This window comes from Sulfurovum aggregans (assembly GCF_055385215.1).
Genome location: NZ_AP042387.1, coordinates 1,529,296 through 1,543,874, shown reverse-complemented (window position 1 = coordinate 1,543,874; position 14,579 = coordinate 1,529,296). Strand labels below are relative to the sequence as shown.

At 40.7% G+C, this 14,579-nt stretch carries 12 protein-coding genes and 2 tRNA genes; 3 read left to right on the top strand and 11 right to left on the bottom strand.

The genetic code is table 11. The features are described from left to right. Positions 1–17: 17 nt before the first annotated feature. The 6 genes from ACZ48W_RS07845 to ACZ48W_RS07820 form a co-directional block, all read right to left on the bottom strand. A complete protein-coding gene (locus tag ACZ48W_RS07845; RefSeq protein ID WP_464827790.1) occupies positions 18–1,058 on the bottom strand; it encodes a D-alanine--D-alanine ligase in 1,041 nt (346 codons plus the stop codon). Positions 1,059–1,190: 132 nt separating this feature from the next. Next, positions 1,191–2,309, bottom strand: coding sequence for a glutamine-hydrolyzing carbamoyl-phosphate synthase small subunit (gene carA / locus ACZ48W_RS07840; protein ID WP_464827789.1), 1,119 nt, complete (start codon positions 2,307–2,309; stop codon positions 1,191–1,193). Continuing rightward, positions 2,309–2,860 carry a DUF507 family protein gene (locus ACZ48W_RS07835; protein ID WP_464827788.1) on the bottom strand — a complete coding sequence of 184 codons (552 nt, stop codon included), beginning with the start codon at positions 2,858–2,860 and terminating at the stop codon, positions 2,309–2,311. Before ACZ48W_RS07835 ends, carA begins: the two co-directional genes overlap by 1 nt. Positions 2,861–2,871: 11 nt before the next feature. Then, the gene (locus tag ACZ48W_RS07830; protein WP_464827787.1) at positions 2,872–4,122 is read right to left on the bottom strand and encodes an adenylosuccinate synthase; all 1,251 of its coding nucleotides are present in this window, start codon (positions 4,120–4,122) and stop codon (positions 2,872–2,874) included. A gap of 137 nt (positions 4,123–4,259) precedes the next feature. Beyond that, positions 4,260–5,105, bottom strand: a complete 846-nt coding sequence (locus tag ACZ48W_RS07825) for an ATP phosphoribosyltransferase regulatory subunit (protein WP_464827786.1) — start codon at positions 5,103–5,105, stop codon at positions 4,260–4,262. Beyond that, on the bottom strand, positions 5,102–6,229 hold the full coding sequence (locus tag ACZ48W_RS07820) for a pyridoxal-phosphate-dependent aminotransferase family protein (protein WP_464827785.1): 1,128 nt from the start codon (positions 6,227–6,229) through the stop codon (positions 5,102–5,104). Before ACZ48W_RS07820 ends, ACZ48W_RS07825 begins: the two co-directional genes overlap by 4 nt. Positions 6,230–6,695: 466 nt before the next feature. On the opposite strand from ACZ48W_RS07820, the gene ACZ48W_RS07815 reads away from it, so the two are divergent. Further along, complete coding sequence (locus tag ACZ48W_RS07815) at positions 6,696–7,385, top strand: hypothetical protein (RefSeq protein ID WP_464827784.1); 690 nt, start codon at positions 6,696–6,698, stop codon at positions 7,383–7,385. On the opposite strand, the gene ciaB is transcribed toward ACZ48W_RS07815, so the two are convergent. Continuing rightward, entirely contained in the window at positions 7,378–9,207 is a 1,830-nt protein-coding gene (gene ciaB / locus ACZ48W_RS07810) for an invasion protein CiaB (RefSeq protein WP_464827783.1), read from the bottom strand. The genes ACZ48W_RS07815 and ciaB overlap by 8 nt on opposite strands. A 130-nt stretch (positions 9,208–9,337) precedes the next feature. Further along, positions 9,338–9,928, bottom strand: a complete 591-nt coding sequence (rdgB, locus tag ACZ48W_RS07805) for an RdgB/HAM1 family non-canonical purine NTP pyrophosphatase (RefSeq protein WP_464827782.1) — start codon at positions 9,926–9,928, stop codon at positions 9,338–9,340. Positions 9,929–9,998: 70 nt separating this feature from the next. Between rdgB and ACZ48W_RS07800 the strand changes: the two genes are divergently transcribed. Beyond that, positions 9,999–11,330: an MFS transporter gene (locus tag ACZ48W_RS07800; protein WP_464827781.1), complete on the top strand. Its 1,332-nt coding sequence runs from the start codon at positions 9,999–10,001 to the stop codon at positions 11,328–11,330. A 7-nt stretch (positions 11,331–11,337) separates the two neighbouring features. On the opposite strand, the gene ACZ48W_RS07795 is transcribed toward ACZ48W_RS07800, so the two are convergent. Next, positions 11,338–11,415, bottom strand: a tRNA-Pro gene (locus ACZ48W_RS07795). Between the two features lie 117 nt (positions 11,416–11,532). Here ACZ48W_RS07795 and ACZ48W_RS07790 point away from each other — a divergent pair. After that, positions 11,533–11,619: transfer RNA gene (locus tag ACZ48W_RS07790), tRNA-Leu, on the top strand. Positions 11,620–11,640: 21 nt separating this feature from the next. On the opposite strand, the gene tkt is transcribed toward ACZ48W_RS07790, so the two are convergent. Together tkt and ACZ48W_RS07780 are read right to left on the bottom strand one after the other, a co-directional pair. Next, positions 11,641–13,629: a transketolase gene (gene tkt / locus ACZ48W_RS07785; RefSeq protein WP_464827780.1), complete on the bottom strand. Its 1,989-nt coding sequence runs from the start codon at positions 13,627–13,629 to the stop codon at positions 11,641–11,643. Positions 13,630–13,639: 10 nt separating this feature from the next. After that, a complete protein-coding gene (locus ACZ48W_RS07780; RefSeq protein ID WP_464827779.1) occupies positions 13,640–14,488 on the bottom strand; it encodes a polyprenyl synthetase family protein in 849 nt (282 codons plus the stop codon). Between the last annotated feature and the right edge of the window lie 91 nt (positions 14,489–14,579).

The following is a 14,579-nucleotide window of genomic DNA, read 5'->3' as shown; positions in this document are numbered from 1 at the left end:
ACCTCCTGAAAAAGCATTTATGCTTTTCCTTTTGCACTTTGGATAGAGTGAATATATTGATAGTCAAGAGTGATATTTTGTTCACGTGGTAAATGCTTAGAGAGCCTAGAGATCATCCCTTCAAAATCTTCAAAGAGATAATTTGCCATAGAACCGGGGATAGGATTTATCTCATTTAAAAGTACTTCATCATCCACTACAAAAAAGTCACAACGGATAATACTTCCTTTAAAAAGCGGATCATAAATCTTTTTGAAAGTCTCTTGGATTTTAACTTTTAAATCATCAGAAATATCTGCAGCTAAAACCTGTGAATCACGTGAGAAATCCATATATTTTTTCTCAAAATCCAAAAACTCTTCTTTATGCGGTTCTTCTACTATAGAGAGTTCCCACTCTTGAGTATAACAACCTGCCTGATTATATTCTTTGACCCCTTCTATAAATGGTTCAACAATAACATCCGTATCAAATTCAAATGCTACATCCAGTGCATAATCAAGTTCCGCTTCACTTTTTACAATACTTACACCTATACTGCTGCCCAAGCGTACCGGTTTAATGATAACAGGGTATGCCATAGTGATTTTTCTTTCATCATTTTTAGAAAGATACTCATAGTCTACTGTCTTCACACCTAAACTTTGCGCTAAAAACTTCGTATAGAGTTTGTTATACGAAAGTGCCGAAGCTTCCATACGAGGTGATATAAAAGGAATACCGTAGAATTCCATCATAGAAGCCATTTTTCCATCCTCTCCGTCTCTGCCATGGATAAGATTAAGTGCTACATCAAAATCGACTACTTTACTGCCGAATATGCCATCAATAAAGAATCCGCCTTTTTTAAGCGTTAACTGCTTACTCTTTTTATACTCTCCTGAAGAGAATAGTTTGGAATTGATCGTTTTTGTATCTATGAGATAGAATTCTCTGTTACTGTCTATAAAAATATAGGTCAACCCACTTTTTTTAAGTACTTTTTTCATGGTGATGGCAGAGACAATGCTTATCTCATGCTCAAAGCTTGATCCACCAAATAAAATGGCTATGTTCATCTTTTTTTCCTCTTTTCCAAAAGATATAATATTGCTCTTGAAATTTGATTTCCTATTTACTTTAAAATAAATGTCACAGCTCTCGAATCACTTCGCTTTCAAGAGCATTTACCATAACATTTGTTCATCTATTTACAACATCTTTGCAAATTCACCGAAGATATAAGCACTTTCATGCGGTCCGGGACTCGCTTCCGTGTGATGCTGGACTGACATCGTCGGAGAGTCATTGTACTTCAGCCCTTCAATCGTATTATCAAAGAGGTTCACATGTGTAACCGTTGCTACTTCAGTAATGTTATCCGGTACATTATAGTTGTGGTTCTGTGCAGTGATCTCTACTGTCCCTGTTACTGTATTTTTGACAGGATGGTTTCCACCATGGTGTCCAAATTTAAGTTTATATGTATCATACCCGTGAGAAATAGAAAGTAACTGATGCCCTAGACAAATACCAAAAAGCGGTACTTTGTGTGCAATAAGTTTTTTGATCTTCTCTTGCTCCTCTTTTAAGATAAGCGGGTCACCCGGTCCATTGGAAAGAAATACACCATCTATCTCTTTAGCATCTATTTTTGCTATGATATCTTCGGCAGACATGGAGTTTGGCACTACTGTTACTTCCATTCCTGCATGTGTAAGCTCATTCAAAATATTTCTTTTGATACCAAAATCCAATGCAATGATCTTTTTCGTTGTTTTGGGGGTATCATATTCAAAAGTATCTGTATTGTAGCGTGCTTCTGTATGTACATAAGACTCTTTTGTACTTACCTGCTCGATATAATTCACCTCTTCGATGCGGGGTGAGGATTCCAAGACTTTTTTAAGTTCATCTTTCTCATGGATCTCCGTTGAAGCTACCATCATCATGGCACCTTCATTTCTAAGCATCTTTGTTAGGAATCTGGTATCTATCTCAGTGATACCAAGTACATTCTCTTTTTTAAGAAGCTCCGCCAAAGTCTCTTCGCATCTAAAGTTGGACGGACGCCCCTGATATGAACGAACAATGATACCCTTGCAGTGAGCACTCTTACTCTCCATATCCTGCGCATTACAGCCTACATTGCCTATCTCCGGCATAGTAAATGTCACGAATTGACCCGCATACGAGGGATCAGTTACAATTTCCTGATAACCTGTGAGAGAAGTATTAAAGACGATCTCTCCTACAGAGGTTCCTTCTGCACCAAAACTTTTAGCTTCAAGCATTAATCCATTTTCAAAATAAAGTGATACCTTTTGCATTATAACATTCCTCTCTTTGCAAGTTCTTCCTGATACAGTCTCTCATAAAGCAGTTCATAGTCCTGAGAACCGGGTATGATCTCTCTTTCCATATTTCTGATCTTCTCATAAACAATATCGTCTATTTCATCATAAGCATCAGAGAAAGCTTTAAACGCTTTGAAGATCACATTCTTCACCTGATTTTCATTCACAGTATATTCTGCAAGATAATTTTCATACAATTCATCCAGGATAAGGTGTGCCAAGTCATTATATCTGTCATCATAATTCATGATCACACCGAATTCAGGAGCCATTTTCTTTTTGATCATAAAAAAAAGCTGTCTCTCATCAGCATGCTGGAACTCTATCTCATCATAATTCTCATCAAGGATTTTTTTGACCTTTTCATCAAGTGCCCACTCTTTGGCAAGGTTTTCATCGATAATCTTTTTTGCAGCAGCAACGACTGCTTCTCTGCCTTTAGGCATAGTGATAAAAGGTGCATTGGCTAGGTCAATCCCTATTTTGGTTGCTACATATCCTGTCTGTTGTGGTTTTAATCTCATGTTTACCCCTTCTATCGAATAATTGTGTCTTCACGCTCCGGACTTGTGGATATGATCCCCATTTTTGTCCCGATCATCTCTTCAAGTGCCAAAATATATGACTTCGCTGCCTCAGGCAAATCATCAAATTCTCTTACACCTTCTGTCTTGTCCCAACCCGGAAAACTTTTATAAATCGGTGTTGCATCTTCCAGGTCATATGGTACATAGTTGATCTCTTTACCCTCTACTTCATATGCTACACATACTTTCACTTCATCAAAACCGTCAAGAACATCCAATTTCATCAGTGCTACCTGATCAACTCCATTCACACGTACTGCATGCCGCATGGCCACTGCATCGAACCATCCGCATCTTCTTGGGCGTCCGGTAGTGGTACCGAATTCATGTCCGTTTTCACGAAGCTTGTCTCCTTCTGCTCCAAAATCTTCACTCGGGAAAGGTCCATTCCCTACTCTGGTACAGTATGCTTTTGCAATACCCGTCACCTTACCCAGATCTTTCGGATTAAGTCCAAGTCCTGAGCATGCCCCGGCACTTACTGTCGTTGACGAGGTCACATAGGGATATGTTCCATGGTCAATATCGAGCATTGTCCCTTGTGCACCTTCAAGAAGGATCTTCTTGTCTGCATCCATGATCTCCCACATCAACTGTGTTGTATCGGTAATGAACGGTGCAAGTATTTCTCTGTATCCTTCCAGTTCTGCCATTAATTCGGCTTCTTTAGGTGCTTCTACACCCATCGCATCAAATACCGGTTTATTCATCTCAAAAAAAGCAATGATCTTTGCCGTCATTTTTCCCGGATTGAGAAGTTCTCCCAGTCTGTGTCCTACACGTGCCACTTTATCACCATAGGCAGGTCCGATACCTTTACCCGTGGTACCAATAGCTTTATCACCCTTCATACGCTCTCTTGCCTGATCAATAAGTGCATGGTAAGGAAGAAGGATATGCGCTTTGTCTGAAAGGAAAAGTCTTCCTTCCAGATTATCGAACTGCTCCATCTCTTTAATAAAATCTTTTGGAGAAAGCACTACCCCGTTTCCGACAATATTCTTTGCACTGGGATTCAGTACACCGGACGGGATAAGGTGAAGCGCATACTTTTTATCACCGATAACAATGGTATGTCCAGCATTGTGTCCACCTGCAAAACGACATACATAGTCATGTGTCTGCGCCATATGGTCAACAATCTTCCCTTTTCCTTCATCTCCCCACTGGAGACCTACGATCAAATCTGCTTTACTCATCTTGCCTTATCCTCTGTTATTATTATTGAACATTTTTTGAGCAAAGCCCAAAAAACTACGCTGTCGCTGAGACTGCTTCAGCAGCAGGCTCATATGACTAGTCATATTTGAATGCTTAGTTAGTACTGACATACTACCTATCCTCTGTTCATTTTATTTGCGATACACTCATCCGTATAGAGTGCAAATCCTGCTGCTTCAACACCATCTATCGTATAGATTCCACCCATGGCTAAGAGATTATTTCCCTCGAACATTCTAAATGTCAAAGAATCATAATATCTCATCTTCGCATAAAAAAGCGGAGAGATCACCATATTACTGTATTCTACTTTTGAAGCTGCCTCTTTTATCTTTTCAAGTTCTGCTTTAATATCATCAGGGAATGCACTTAGGTCATCTAAATCACCTATAGCGTTCAATCTTACAAGTTGTTCGATCCAAGGTAAGTCAGCGCCCATGATCTGTTCAACATGCATAGACTTTAAAACCTCCAAAGAGACACCATACTTCTCATTTAAAAGATGAGGAATACGGATATTTGCTATCTGCATCACTGGTTCTGCACCTATCTCTTTTAGAAGCATGGTTGTTGTCTTCGCTATCTCTTCAAAACTTCCATCTATCACTTCTGCACCTATCTGATACTGCTCTTTAGTTGGAAATGTTACCGTTGGTTGGATGTAAAACCATTTTTTAGACTCTGTACTACGCCCAAGTCTTTTTGTTACGATGCGTACTACATCTGCTGTAGAGTCTGCACGAAGTGTTACTTCATGATTCTCTTCATCATTGAGCCTTACCAAAGGCTTCTTATCATCAAAACACTCATGCTGATGGTATGAGAAGAGTGGTGTGACGATCTCTTCAAAACCAAGATTATCAAGTATCTCACTTGAAACAAATTCTATCTCTCTTTTTACTCTGGCACTTTGCCCAAAATAGAGTTTTGACCCACTAGGGATTTCGTGTTCAAATATCATTTCTCTTCTTTGGTCAACATTGTTTTGAAGTAGGTCTCATTAAAGACACGACTTGCCGTACCGTCAAACTCTCTACGACCAAGTTTAGCCAAAGCAAGCTCCACAGCATTCACAACCCATACCATCTCATAAGGCTCTATAAGTCCCATCTGGTTGATACGGAAGATCTTACCTTTGAGGTGGTCTTGCCCTCCTGCAACATTCACACCAAACTCTGTTTTTAACAGCGTACGGATCTCAGATGCATTCTCATCATCTATCGTAGTCATAGAACGTGCCGGTGTGCTTGGGTATGAATGCAACCCGAGAGCCTCTAACGCAAAGCGTGTTGCTTTTGCACGACGTGCGGTATCACAGTAAAGCTTCCCGATACCACCGTTGGCTTCTATCTGCTGAAGTACTTCTCGAAGTCCGATAATGAGTGTGGTTGCTGCTGTATATGCCGTGGTGTTTTGAGACTGTTTTTTAATCTCAGAAGCAAGGTTGAGATAGTACCCTTTGCCTGCACCGATCTTCTCAATCGCTGCGGAGCTTAAACCAAGGATAGACAAACCTGGTGGTAACATCAACGCTTTTTGACTCCCCGCTATCAAACAGTCAATATTGGAGACATCAATACGTTCAACCCCCACAGCTGTAATACCGTCAGCAATGACCATGATCTCTGGATTGATCGCTTTGACTGCTGCTGCTATCTCCTCAACACTATGACGAAGACCGCCCGCAGACTCAGAAATCTGGATAGCCAGCGCATCTATCTGAGGATTTGCTTTCACTGCCTCAACCACTGCTTCCACAGAAGCCGGTGTATCCCACTCATTTTTGATCTCTACATTTTTCAATCCGCTGGCAAGTGCGATCTTCCCAAAACGTTCACCAAATTTCCCTGAGTTAATACTGAGTAAAGTATCATGACAAAGATTCGTTACCGCAGCTTCCATCGCTCCTGTACCTGATGAGGCAAGCATGATCACTTCATCAGTAGCAAAAAGGTTAAAAAGAAGTTCACGGGTCTCTGCAAAAATCGCTTCAAACTCTGGTGTTCTGTGATGCAGTGTCGGTGTCGCCATAGCCAGTCTTACTGACTCCGGTACTGGCGTAGGTCCTGGTGTAAAAAGTAACATATTTATCCTCTAAAATCACTTTTGTGATGGCATAATTAGTGGCGATTATAGCTAAAAAGAGGTTAGAAGTTGGTAAAGCGTTTTAAACGGGATTTGGGTATCTATACTAAATTTTACTTTACAGATCAAAAAGGTGTATAATTAAGAATAGTCTGAAGCAGAAGGAGATCAATGATGAAAAATATAAAACAAAAAATTTTTTCAAAGACGGGATCATGTTCCTCTATCATAAAAAAAAGGATTATTTAAGACTACAGCTCAAGCATAGCGACAAAGTCGGCAATAAAAATTATGTGTGCTATTCTGATTTCTGCAAAGAACTCTCCAAATTCATTCTTGAAGATGAGAAGAGGATCAAAAACAGTTAAAGGTTGCTATTGAGTTCTATTGTAAAATTAGTTTTCACTATGATACGTATATAAAGTCTATATTTGATACAATTTGGCTTGCAAATAAGGATCATTATATGAGATATATACAAATCATTCTACTCACTTTAACCCTCACTTTTACTGCATGCCAAAGTGATCACAAACAAATACAAAAGCCTCATTTACTGCGCGATAAAAGTTCCATTGAAAAAGAAAGAAATACACAAGAGATAAAAGCTCCTCTGCATCAAGAAACATCTCCAAAAACGACAGCTGTTTCCAAAGAAGACAGGATCATTGCTCTGACAACCATTAAAGCGGAACATGAAGAAAAACTTGCTGCTATTGCTGCAAAAAAAGAGAAAGACCTTAAAGAGATAGAACTCCAAAAAAGCAAAATAGAGCATCAAACAAAACAAAAAATAAATCAGACCGAATATGAGAGCAAGATCATCATTGCCAAAGAGAAACAAAAGTACATTGTTGAGATAGAAAAAGAGAAAACGAAAGTGTACCAGCAATATTTAATTGCCGGTACACTATTGATACTTGCCTTTTTTCTGCTCTTCTATCTTATTCATAGAAGAAATCAGCTACTCAAACTTCAACTTCAAGAAGAAGAGCTTCTTCACAAAGCACAGATGCAAGAGAATCAACATCAACATGAACGGATCAATAAAACCCTGGAGATCATTGCCAATGAAAATGCAGATAAAAATCTTAAAAAAGAGTTGATACAACTACTGAAACATCAACAGAAACCATCTACAAAGTTACTTAAATAGTCACCGTCTGCTGCCCGATCTCTTTATACCGTGTATAATAATGCTCTACGAATGATCTTATCTCCTCTTTCACAGGGAGATAGACACCCTCTTCTTTGACAGCATACTGTTTCAGATACTCATTTGCATCTATTTTGGAGAGGTAGGTTTGCGCTAAATTCCTGTAAGCATTCTGATAGCTTTCCTTCATCGCATCATACCTACTGTAGTCTATCTTTATCTGTTCATCATAGGTGATGACACCCGAACCGAACAGTATGTCCAAATGGATAAGCCCTTCACAATAATACGGCAATACTTCACCGACTTCTCTCCAAGCCATCAGCCCCACAGCACGAGATACAAGATCATCTACAATATGCTTTTTTAACGCTTCCCTTTCATTCGAGAAAAATGCCATGAGTCCACCGGAAGTTGCTTTGAACTCTTCTATATTTTTAAATTGCCCTGAGCCGTTCATCTTTGTCTCTGTGTCTGAGTCTATCCAGAGGATATGCCCGTATTCATGCCCCACGGTTGAGATATCATAGATCTCTTGCCAGAGTTTCGGCTCGTTTTCTATGAGTGCTTTTTGTTTTTTTACAAACGCTTCACCCATTGTCTCAACTGAAAGTTTCATGATCGGTTTGGACTTTTTACTCTCCATCACAAAATCTGCGTAAGCAAAGATCTTCTTGCCAAGTTCAGCTGAGACCTGTTCATCATTAGGAACGACCTGTGCGGAAAAAAGTCCGTTAAATTCTGCTGCATAGTAGAGGATCGGCTGACCGATGTAGAGTTGCGTTTCATCCACCTGGGTGAGGTTTTTAGCCATGATCTTTTGGGCTTCATTTCCAAACTCTTCTGCCATTTTGGAAGCAAAGTGCTTGATGTTTTCTCGTGTGTGTGAGCCCTCTTGAAGCTTAGGATTTACGATGCGAAGATCCCACTCCAAGGCTACTGCTTTTCTGTAGTGATCTTCATAATACTCCAACGGATGCCCTACCTGAAGTGGTGTTTTGACTGCCATCCAGGCTCTGTCTACATCTGCCCACTCTTTGATGAGTTTCTCTGTTCTGGTTTCGTTCAGTGCTGTTTTAATTGCCTTAAAATAGACTATCCACTCCTCTTTTTGTCCAAATACTTCATCTTCAAGCGTTCCCAAAAGTCCTATGAGTTGCTCCAAAGCCGTAGTAACACTTTTTACCTCTTGGGGAAATGCTTCAGCATAGGCCACACTTCTGTACTTCTCCCGGTCGTCTTTCATCAATACAGAATAGCAACGGTCTCCTGTACATCCATTAGTATCGACATCCAAAAGCCCTTCCTCTTGAAGTTTTGCAAAAACTTTACTGTCATCCCCTTTGAACATTTTTGAGAGTTCGATATTAATACCATGAATAATATGATCTGTCCAAACACTCTGCCAGACACTCATTGCAATACCTACCTGATGTACCCCAAGCAGAAGTGCACGGTAGAACGGTGTCAGCAACTCTTTCTGATCTACCCAGTTGATGAAAGCTTCATGACGGTTAATGTGCATACTGCTCACAAAACCATACGCCAACTCTTTTTTAACGATAATATCTTCATCACTCAAACCACTCTTTTGAAGTACCTGCTCCAATGCATCTTCTCTAAGGTTCACTATACGCGTAAGTGCTGCCATCACAGAATCATCATTTTTCTCCAGATCCAACAGCGTTAAAAAAGCATCCACTACTTCAGAAGCTTTTTCGTTTCCTTTATCTAAAAGTTGATAATAACTGTTAAGTTCTGTCTGTCTTGCCTGCAACTCATCATAAATAGTTTGCAGATCCTGCATAAATTTTTGTTTCATGTTATATCCTTTCATTATCCGTCATCCTCGTACTTGACACGGGGATCTAGAAATCAATATATAATAAATCTTTAAATATTCTCTTTAGTTTTCACTACAGATCCCCAGTCAAGCCTAGAATGACGATATTTTATTTGTTTTTTAACATCTGAATAATCGGTTTAGCCAACTTCATCGCCTTTGCCCTGTGTGAAATCTCTTTTTTCACTTCATCATCAAGTTCACCCAAGGTCTTGTCAAAGCCGGCAGGGATGAACATAGGGTCATACCCAAAACCTTTATCACCTCTGGCTTCATCTATGACATCACCATGCATCCATCCATGCACTACATATTCACCATACTTGGAGACAATGGCAATAGCCGCTGTATAGTACGCCGGTGTTGATTTTAGACCTTTTTCTTTCACAGCAGCAATAAGTTTATAGAGGTTATCTTTATCTGTAACATCCTCTCCTGCATATCTGGCAGAGTAGATCCCCGGTGCACCATCCAATACGGGCAGTGAAATACCGCTGTCATCAGAGATGACCAGGTACTCCTCTCCCAATTTTTCATAAATGGTACGTGCTTTTATCAGTGCATTGGCCGCAAATGTATCACCATCTTCTACGATATCAAACTCACCCAAAAGATCAGAAAAAGCAACTACTTCATCCTGACACATCTGTTTAAATTCACGCAATTTACCCTTGTTCCCTGTTGCTAAAACAATTTTCATAAATCTTTAACCTTTTATTTACTTTTTAGGAATATAATAAGACAAATTTTATCGTATTAAAGGTATTACCATGATTAAACAGATCATGCCACTCAGCCTCATTGTGGCTCTAAGATTTTTCGGTCTCTTCATTGTCCTTCCTGTACTCTCTATTTATGCACTTGAAATGGAAGGTGCCACACCATTTCTTGCAGGTCTGGTCGTTGGTGGATATGCGCTGACACAGGCAGCTTTCCAAGTACCTTTTGGTCTCATGAGTGACAAGTTAGGCCGTAAGAAAACGCTGCTTTTCGGACTTCTTATCTTTATTGCCGGTTCTGTTATCGCTGCAATGAGTGACAACATTTATATGCTTCTTATCGGTCGTTTTTTACAGGGAGCTGGAGCTATCGGTTCAGTAGTATCTGCAATGATCGCTGACCTTGTTAAAGAAGAACAGCGTGCCCATGCCATGGCTATTATGGGTGGAACGATCGCTATGAGTTTTGCAGCTGCAATGATCATCGCCCCTGTTGTAGGAGGTCACTGGGGGATAGACAAACTCTTTTGGCTCACTGCCATCCTTTCTGTTATGGCAATAGGCATACTCTTTACTGCCGTACCGCAACCTCCAAAAATCGTACATAGTTATGCAGAGGAAGAGTCCAAAATAATGGATGTCTTTAAAGACAGATCACTCACACGTATGTACATCACCTTCCTTTTTCACTCTTCCATTATGACCATGGCATTCTTTATTATCCCGCTTGTCATGACCCAATCACTTGATGATGGCGGTTTCGGATGGGAAAAAGCAGAACTTTGGAAAGTCTATCTTCCTGCTATGGTATTTGGACTGGTCTCTATGGGACCTGCTGCTGTATTCGGAGAAAAATACGGTAAAGGCAGAGAAGTTTTCATGATCTCTGTTGCCATCATTTTCTTAGGCTTTATTGCCATGGGATTTGCAACGACTCCTTGGGTATTCATCGTCGGTGTCGTCTTTTTCTTCATAGGCTTCAATATGTTCGAACCACTTCTACAAAGCTTTGTAGCCAAGTTCGCCAAAGTACATCAAAAAGGTGCTGCTCTTGGTGTTGCCAATACTTTTGCCTATGTAGGGATCTTCCTTGGAGGCCTCTTGGCCGGGTATCTTATGCAGCATTTTGGAAGAGGCACACTGGCTATAGTCGTAGCTGTTATCTCAGTAGCCTGGTTTATCTGGGTGGCTACCATGCCAAACCCGAACAACAGAGGGAATGTCTACCTGCCACTGGATATCTTTGACAGGGAAAGAGTTCATGCACTTACAAGCCATGAAGCTATTGTGGAAAGTTATGTGAATGAAACAGAGAATATTGCCGTTGTAAAGTATGAAAAAGATCTGATAGATGAAGATGAGATCAGAGGGATGTTGAGTTAAATATATATGGTCGGAGTGACCGGACTTGAACCGGCGACCTCTATCACCCCAAGATAGCACGCTAGCCAGACTGCGCTACACCCCGAAATTTACATTGCGATTATAAAAGATTTTTTCTTAGAATTTGACATATAACAGAATAAAAGCACTTTTTTCTGCTGTTACAGTGCTTTTTTTTGCTATAATATCCCCTACCATTTGCGCGGCTGTGGTGAAATTGGTAGACACGCTAGATTCAGGTTCTAGTGGGCGCAAGCCTGTGGAGGTTCGAATCCTCTCAGCCGCACCACCCAAACCTCTAACCCGAAAGTTAAAGTTTACACTCTCCGAGATCTACTTCTTTATACTCTACATCCATCAGTTTGCATGCACGTCTCATAATACCCTCTTTGGTAAATCCGAACTTCTCAAAAAGCAAGCCTGCCGGTGCAGAAGCTCCAAAGCTCTCCATACCCAGTACATCATCTGCATAACGGTAGAATTCCGTTGCTGTTGCAGCTTCTACTGCAAGTACTTTAGTATTAGGGTCAACTACTGCTGCTTTATATTCTGCATCCTGTTCATTGAAAAGGTCAAGACACGGCACAGAAACCACATTACAGACGATACCAAGCGGAGCAAGATAGCATGCAGCTTTTAGACAAGGCATAAGCTCTGAACCTGAAGCCATAAGGGTAAAGTTTGCATTTTTTCTTTTTTTGACGATATAGGCACCTTTGCTTACTTCACCAAAATCTCTTTTCGGTTTGAGTGTTTTAAGTTTTTGACGACTGAGTACAAAACCGTGTGGCGCATTCATGGTAAGTGCAGTTTTCCATGCTTCCACATTCTCTGTTGCGTCTGCGGGTCTCCATACATAGAAGTTCGGCAATGCTCTGAACTGGCTGATATGCTCTATCGGCTCATGCGTCGGGCCGTCTTCTCCTACACCGATACTGTCATGCGTCCATACAAAGAAGTTTTGGATACTTGTAAGCGCTGCAATACGTGCTGCAGGTTTAAGATAATCAGAAAAGACAAAGAATGTAGCATTGAACGGCATGGTTGTTCCGTAAAGTGCCATCGCATTGGTAATCGCTGCCATAGAGTGTTCTCTGATCCCGAAGTGCATATTCTTGCCCTTGGGAAAATCACCCATATTTTTAAGCTCTGTCTTGTTTGATGGTGCAAGATCTGCAGAACCTCCAATAAAGGATGGAACAGCTGTTGCAATCGCATTAAGGATCTTTCCGTTGGAATCTCTTGTTGCCACTTCTGCATCATTGGAGAAATCCGGATACTCGATCGCTGAAAAATCAGGATTAAGCAATCTTGCCAATGCTTCATTCTGTTCTATAAGCGGTGCCTCTTTTTGTCTGTGGATCCACTCTTTCTCGGCCAACTCGCCTTTTTCTATGGCACATCTGAATCTCAGCAGCACATCTTCAGGGATCTGGAATGTCTCATCAGGATTAAAACCTTCCTTCTCTTTAGACTCGGCAATGATCTTCTCGCCAAGAGGTGCACCGTGTGTATGGTGGGTACCTTCCAATTCTCCTGCTCCTTTACCAATGATCGTATTGGCAATGATAATGGTCGGTCTTGTAGCTGTTTTCACTTCATTCAACACTTTATCGATCTCATCATAGCAGTGACCGTTGACCTTAAGGACATTCCAGTTCTGTGCTTCAAACCGCTTTGCCACATCTTCGCTCCAGGCGATACTTGTATCACCTTCGATAGTGATCTCATTGGAATCATAGATGAGTACCAGGTCTTTCAACCCAAGATGCCCGGCTAAAGCACATGCTTCGTAACTAATACCTTCCTGAAGGTCACCGTCACCACAAAGACAATACACTTTATGGTCAATAAGCTCACATGTCTCTGAATTCACCTGGTTTGCCGTATATGCTTCTGCCATTGCAAAACCAACTGCATTGGCAACACCTTGCCCTAAAGGACCTGTTGTGATCTCTATGCCTTCTGTGTGACCGTATTCCGGATGTCCTGGTGTTTTAGAGTCTAATTGACGGAAATTCTTAAGATCATCAAGGCTAACATCATATCCCCAGAGGTGCAGCAATGAATATATAAGACCCGTGCCGTGGCCACCGGAGAAGACCAAACGGTCACGGTTAAGCCATTTCGGATTTTTGGGGTTATGGCTAAGGTGCTCAGAAAGTACTACTGCGATATCTGCAAGCCCCATAGGTGCACCCGGGTGTCCCGAATTTGCTTTTTGTACCATATCTGCAGCTAAAAATCTGATAGTGTTCGCCATCTTTTTACGCATTTTGTTTTGCTCTGTCATTGCCATTTTGTTTCCTTTAGTTATGTCTATATAAATATGTGTTCATCAAGGGTTGTAAAGCTGTTTGCAACTTCTCATCAAAGTCTTCAAATCGTCTTTGTAAATCTTTTGCCAAAGTATCTGCCTGGATCACAGTCTCCTCAAGCCCTAAAAGATTGACAAAGCTATTTTTATCACCGTCATTTCCTGTGGTTTTACCTGCTTCTTCTTCACTTTGTGTCTCATCTATAATATCATCCTGTATCTGAAACAACAGTCCCAGATCTATACCAAAAGCATATAATGCATCCTGCACTTTTTTATCAAGTCTTACGATCACTGCACCCATCTGCAGACTTACAGCAATGAGCTTGGCCGTTTTATTCGTATGCAGCATTTTTATCTGCTCAATATCCAATGGTATATTTTCGAAATAACAGTCTATTGCCTGCCCCAATACCATTCCTCTGCTTCCACCATCTCTGGCAAGAAGCTCTACCAACTTAATCTTTATATCTTCACGCAAAGGTGCTTTTGCAATAAGATAGAAGGCATCGGAATTCAATGCATCTCCAACAAGAATAGCTGTTACCTCATCATAACGCTTATGAAGCGTTTCATGTCCACGTCTCAAGTCCGCATTATCCATTGCAGGGAGATCATCATGTATGAGAGAATAGGTATGGAACATTTCAAGAGCCAATGCTACAGGCATCGCGGAATGGTAAAGCATAGGTTCATATGCTTCTACGATATTAAGCAGTAACATCGGACGGAAACGTTTTCCTCCAGCCTCAAGCATCACACCTAAAGCTTCTTCATAGGCAGGGTGAAAACTCGGTACTTTCGGTAAATTTTCGGTAAGGTACTTTTCAAATCTTTGCATTGGGTCTCTTGGATAAAAATTATTGGTAAAATTATACCTATATTTGGATAAAATAATCGTATGAAAGAAGAAACAACATTAACAATTACCG

Bases quoted from the DNA above. Each gene is read 5' to 3' on its own strand.
- ACZ48W_RS07845 (WP_464827790.1), bottom strand. From the start codon at position 1,058: ATGAACATAGCCATTTTATTTGGTGGATCAAGCTTTGAGCATGAGATA.
- carA (WP_464827789.1), bottom strand. From the start codon at position 2,309: ATGCAAAAGGTATCACTTTATTTTGAAAATGGATTAATGCTTGAAGCT.
- ACZ48W_RS07835 (WP_464827788.1), bottom strand. From the start codon at position 2,860: ATGAGATTAAAACCACAACAGACAGGATATGTAGCAACCAAAATAGGG.
- ACZ48W_RS07830 (WP_464827787.1), bottom strand. From the start codon at position 4,122: ATGAGTAAAGCAGATTTGATCGTAGGTCTCCAGTGGGGAGATGAAGGA.
- ACZ48W_RS07825 (WP_464827786.1), bottom strand. From the start codon at position 5,105: ATGATATTTGAACACGAAATCCCTAGTGGGTCAAAACTCTATTTTGGG.
- ACZ48W_RS07820 (WP_464827785.1), bottom strand. From the start codon at position 6,229: ATGTTACTTTTTACACCAGGACCTACGCCAGTACCGGAGTCAGTAAGA.
- ACZ48W_RS07815 (WP_464827784.1), top strand. From the start codon at position 6,696: ATGAGATATATACAAATCATTCTACTCACTTTAACCCTCACTTTTACT.
- ciaB (WP_464827783.1), bottom strand. From the start codon at position 9,207: ATGAAACAAAAATTTATGCAGGATCTGCAAACTATTTATGATGAGTTG.
- rdgB (WP_464827782.1), bottom strand. From the start codon at position 9,928: ATGAAAATTGTTTTAGCAACAGGGAACAAGGGTAAATTGCGTGAATTT.
- ACZ48W_RS07800 (WP_464827781.1), top strand. From the start codon at position 9,999: ATGATTAAACAGATCATGCCACTCAGCCTCATTGTGGCTCTAAGATTT.
- tkt (WP_464827780.1), bottom strand. From the start codon at position 13,629: ATGGCAATGACAGAGCAAAACAAAATGCGTAAAAAGATGGCGAACACT.
- ACZ48W_RS07780 (WP_464827779.1), bottom strand. From the start codon at position 14,488: ATGCAAAGATTTGAAAAGTACCTTACCGAAAATTTACCGAAAGTACCG.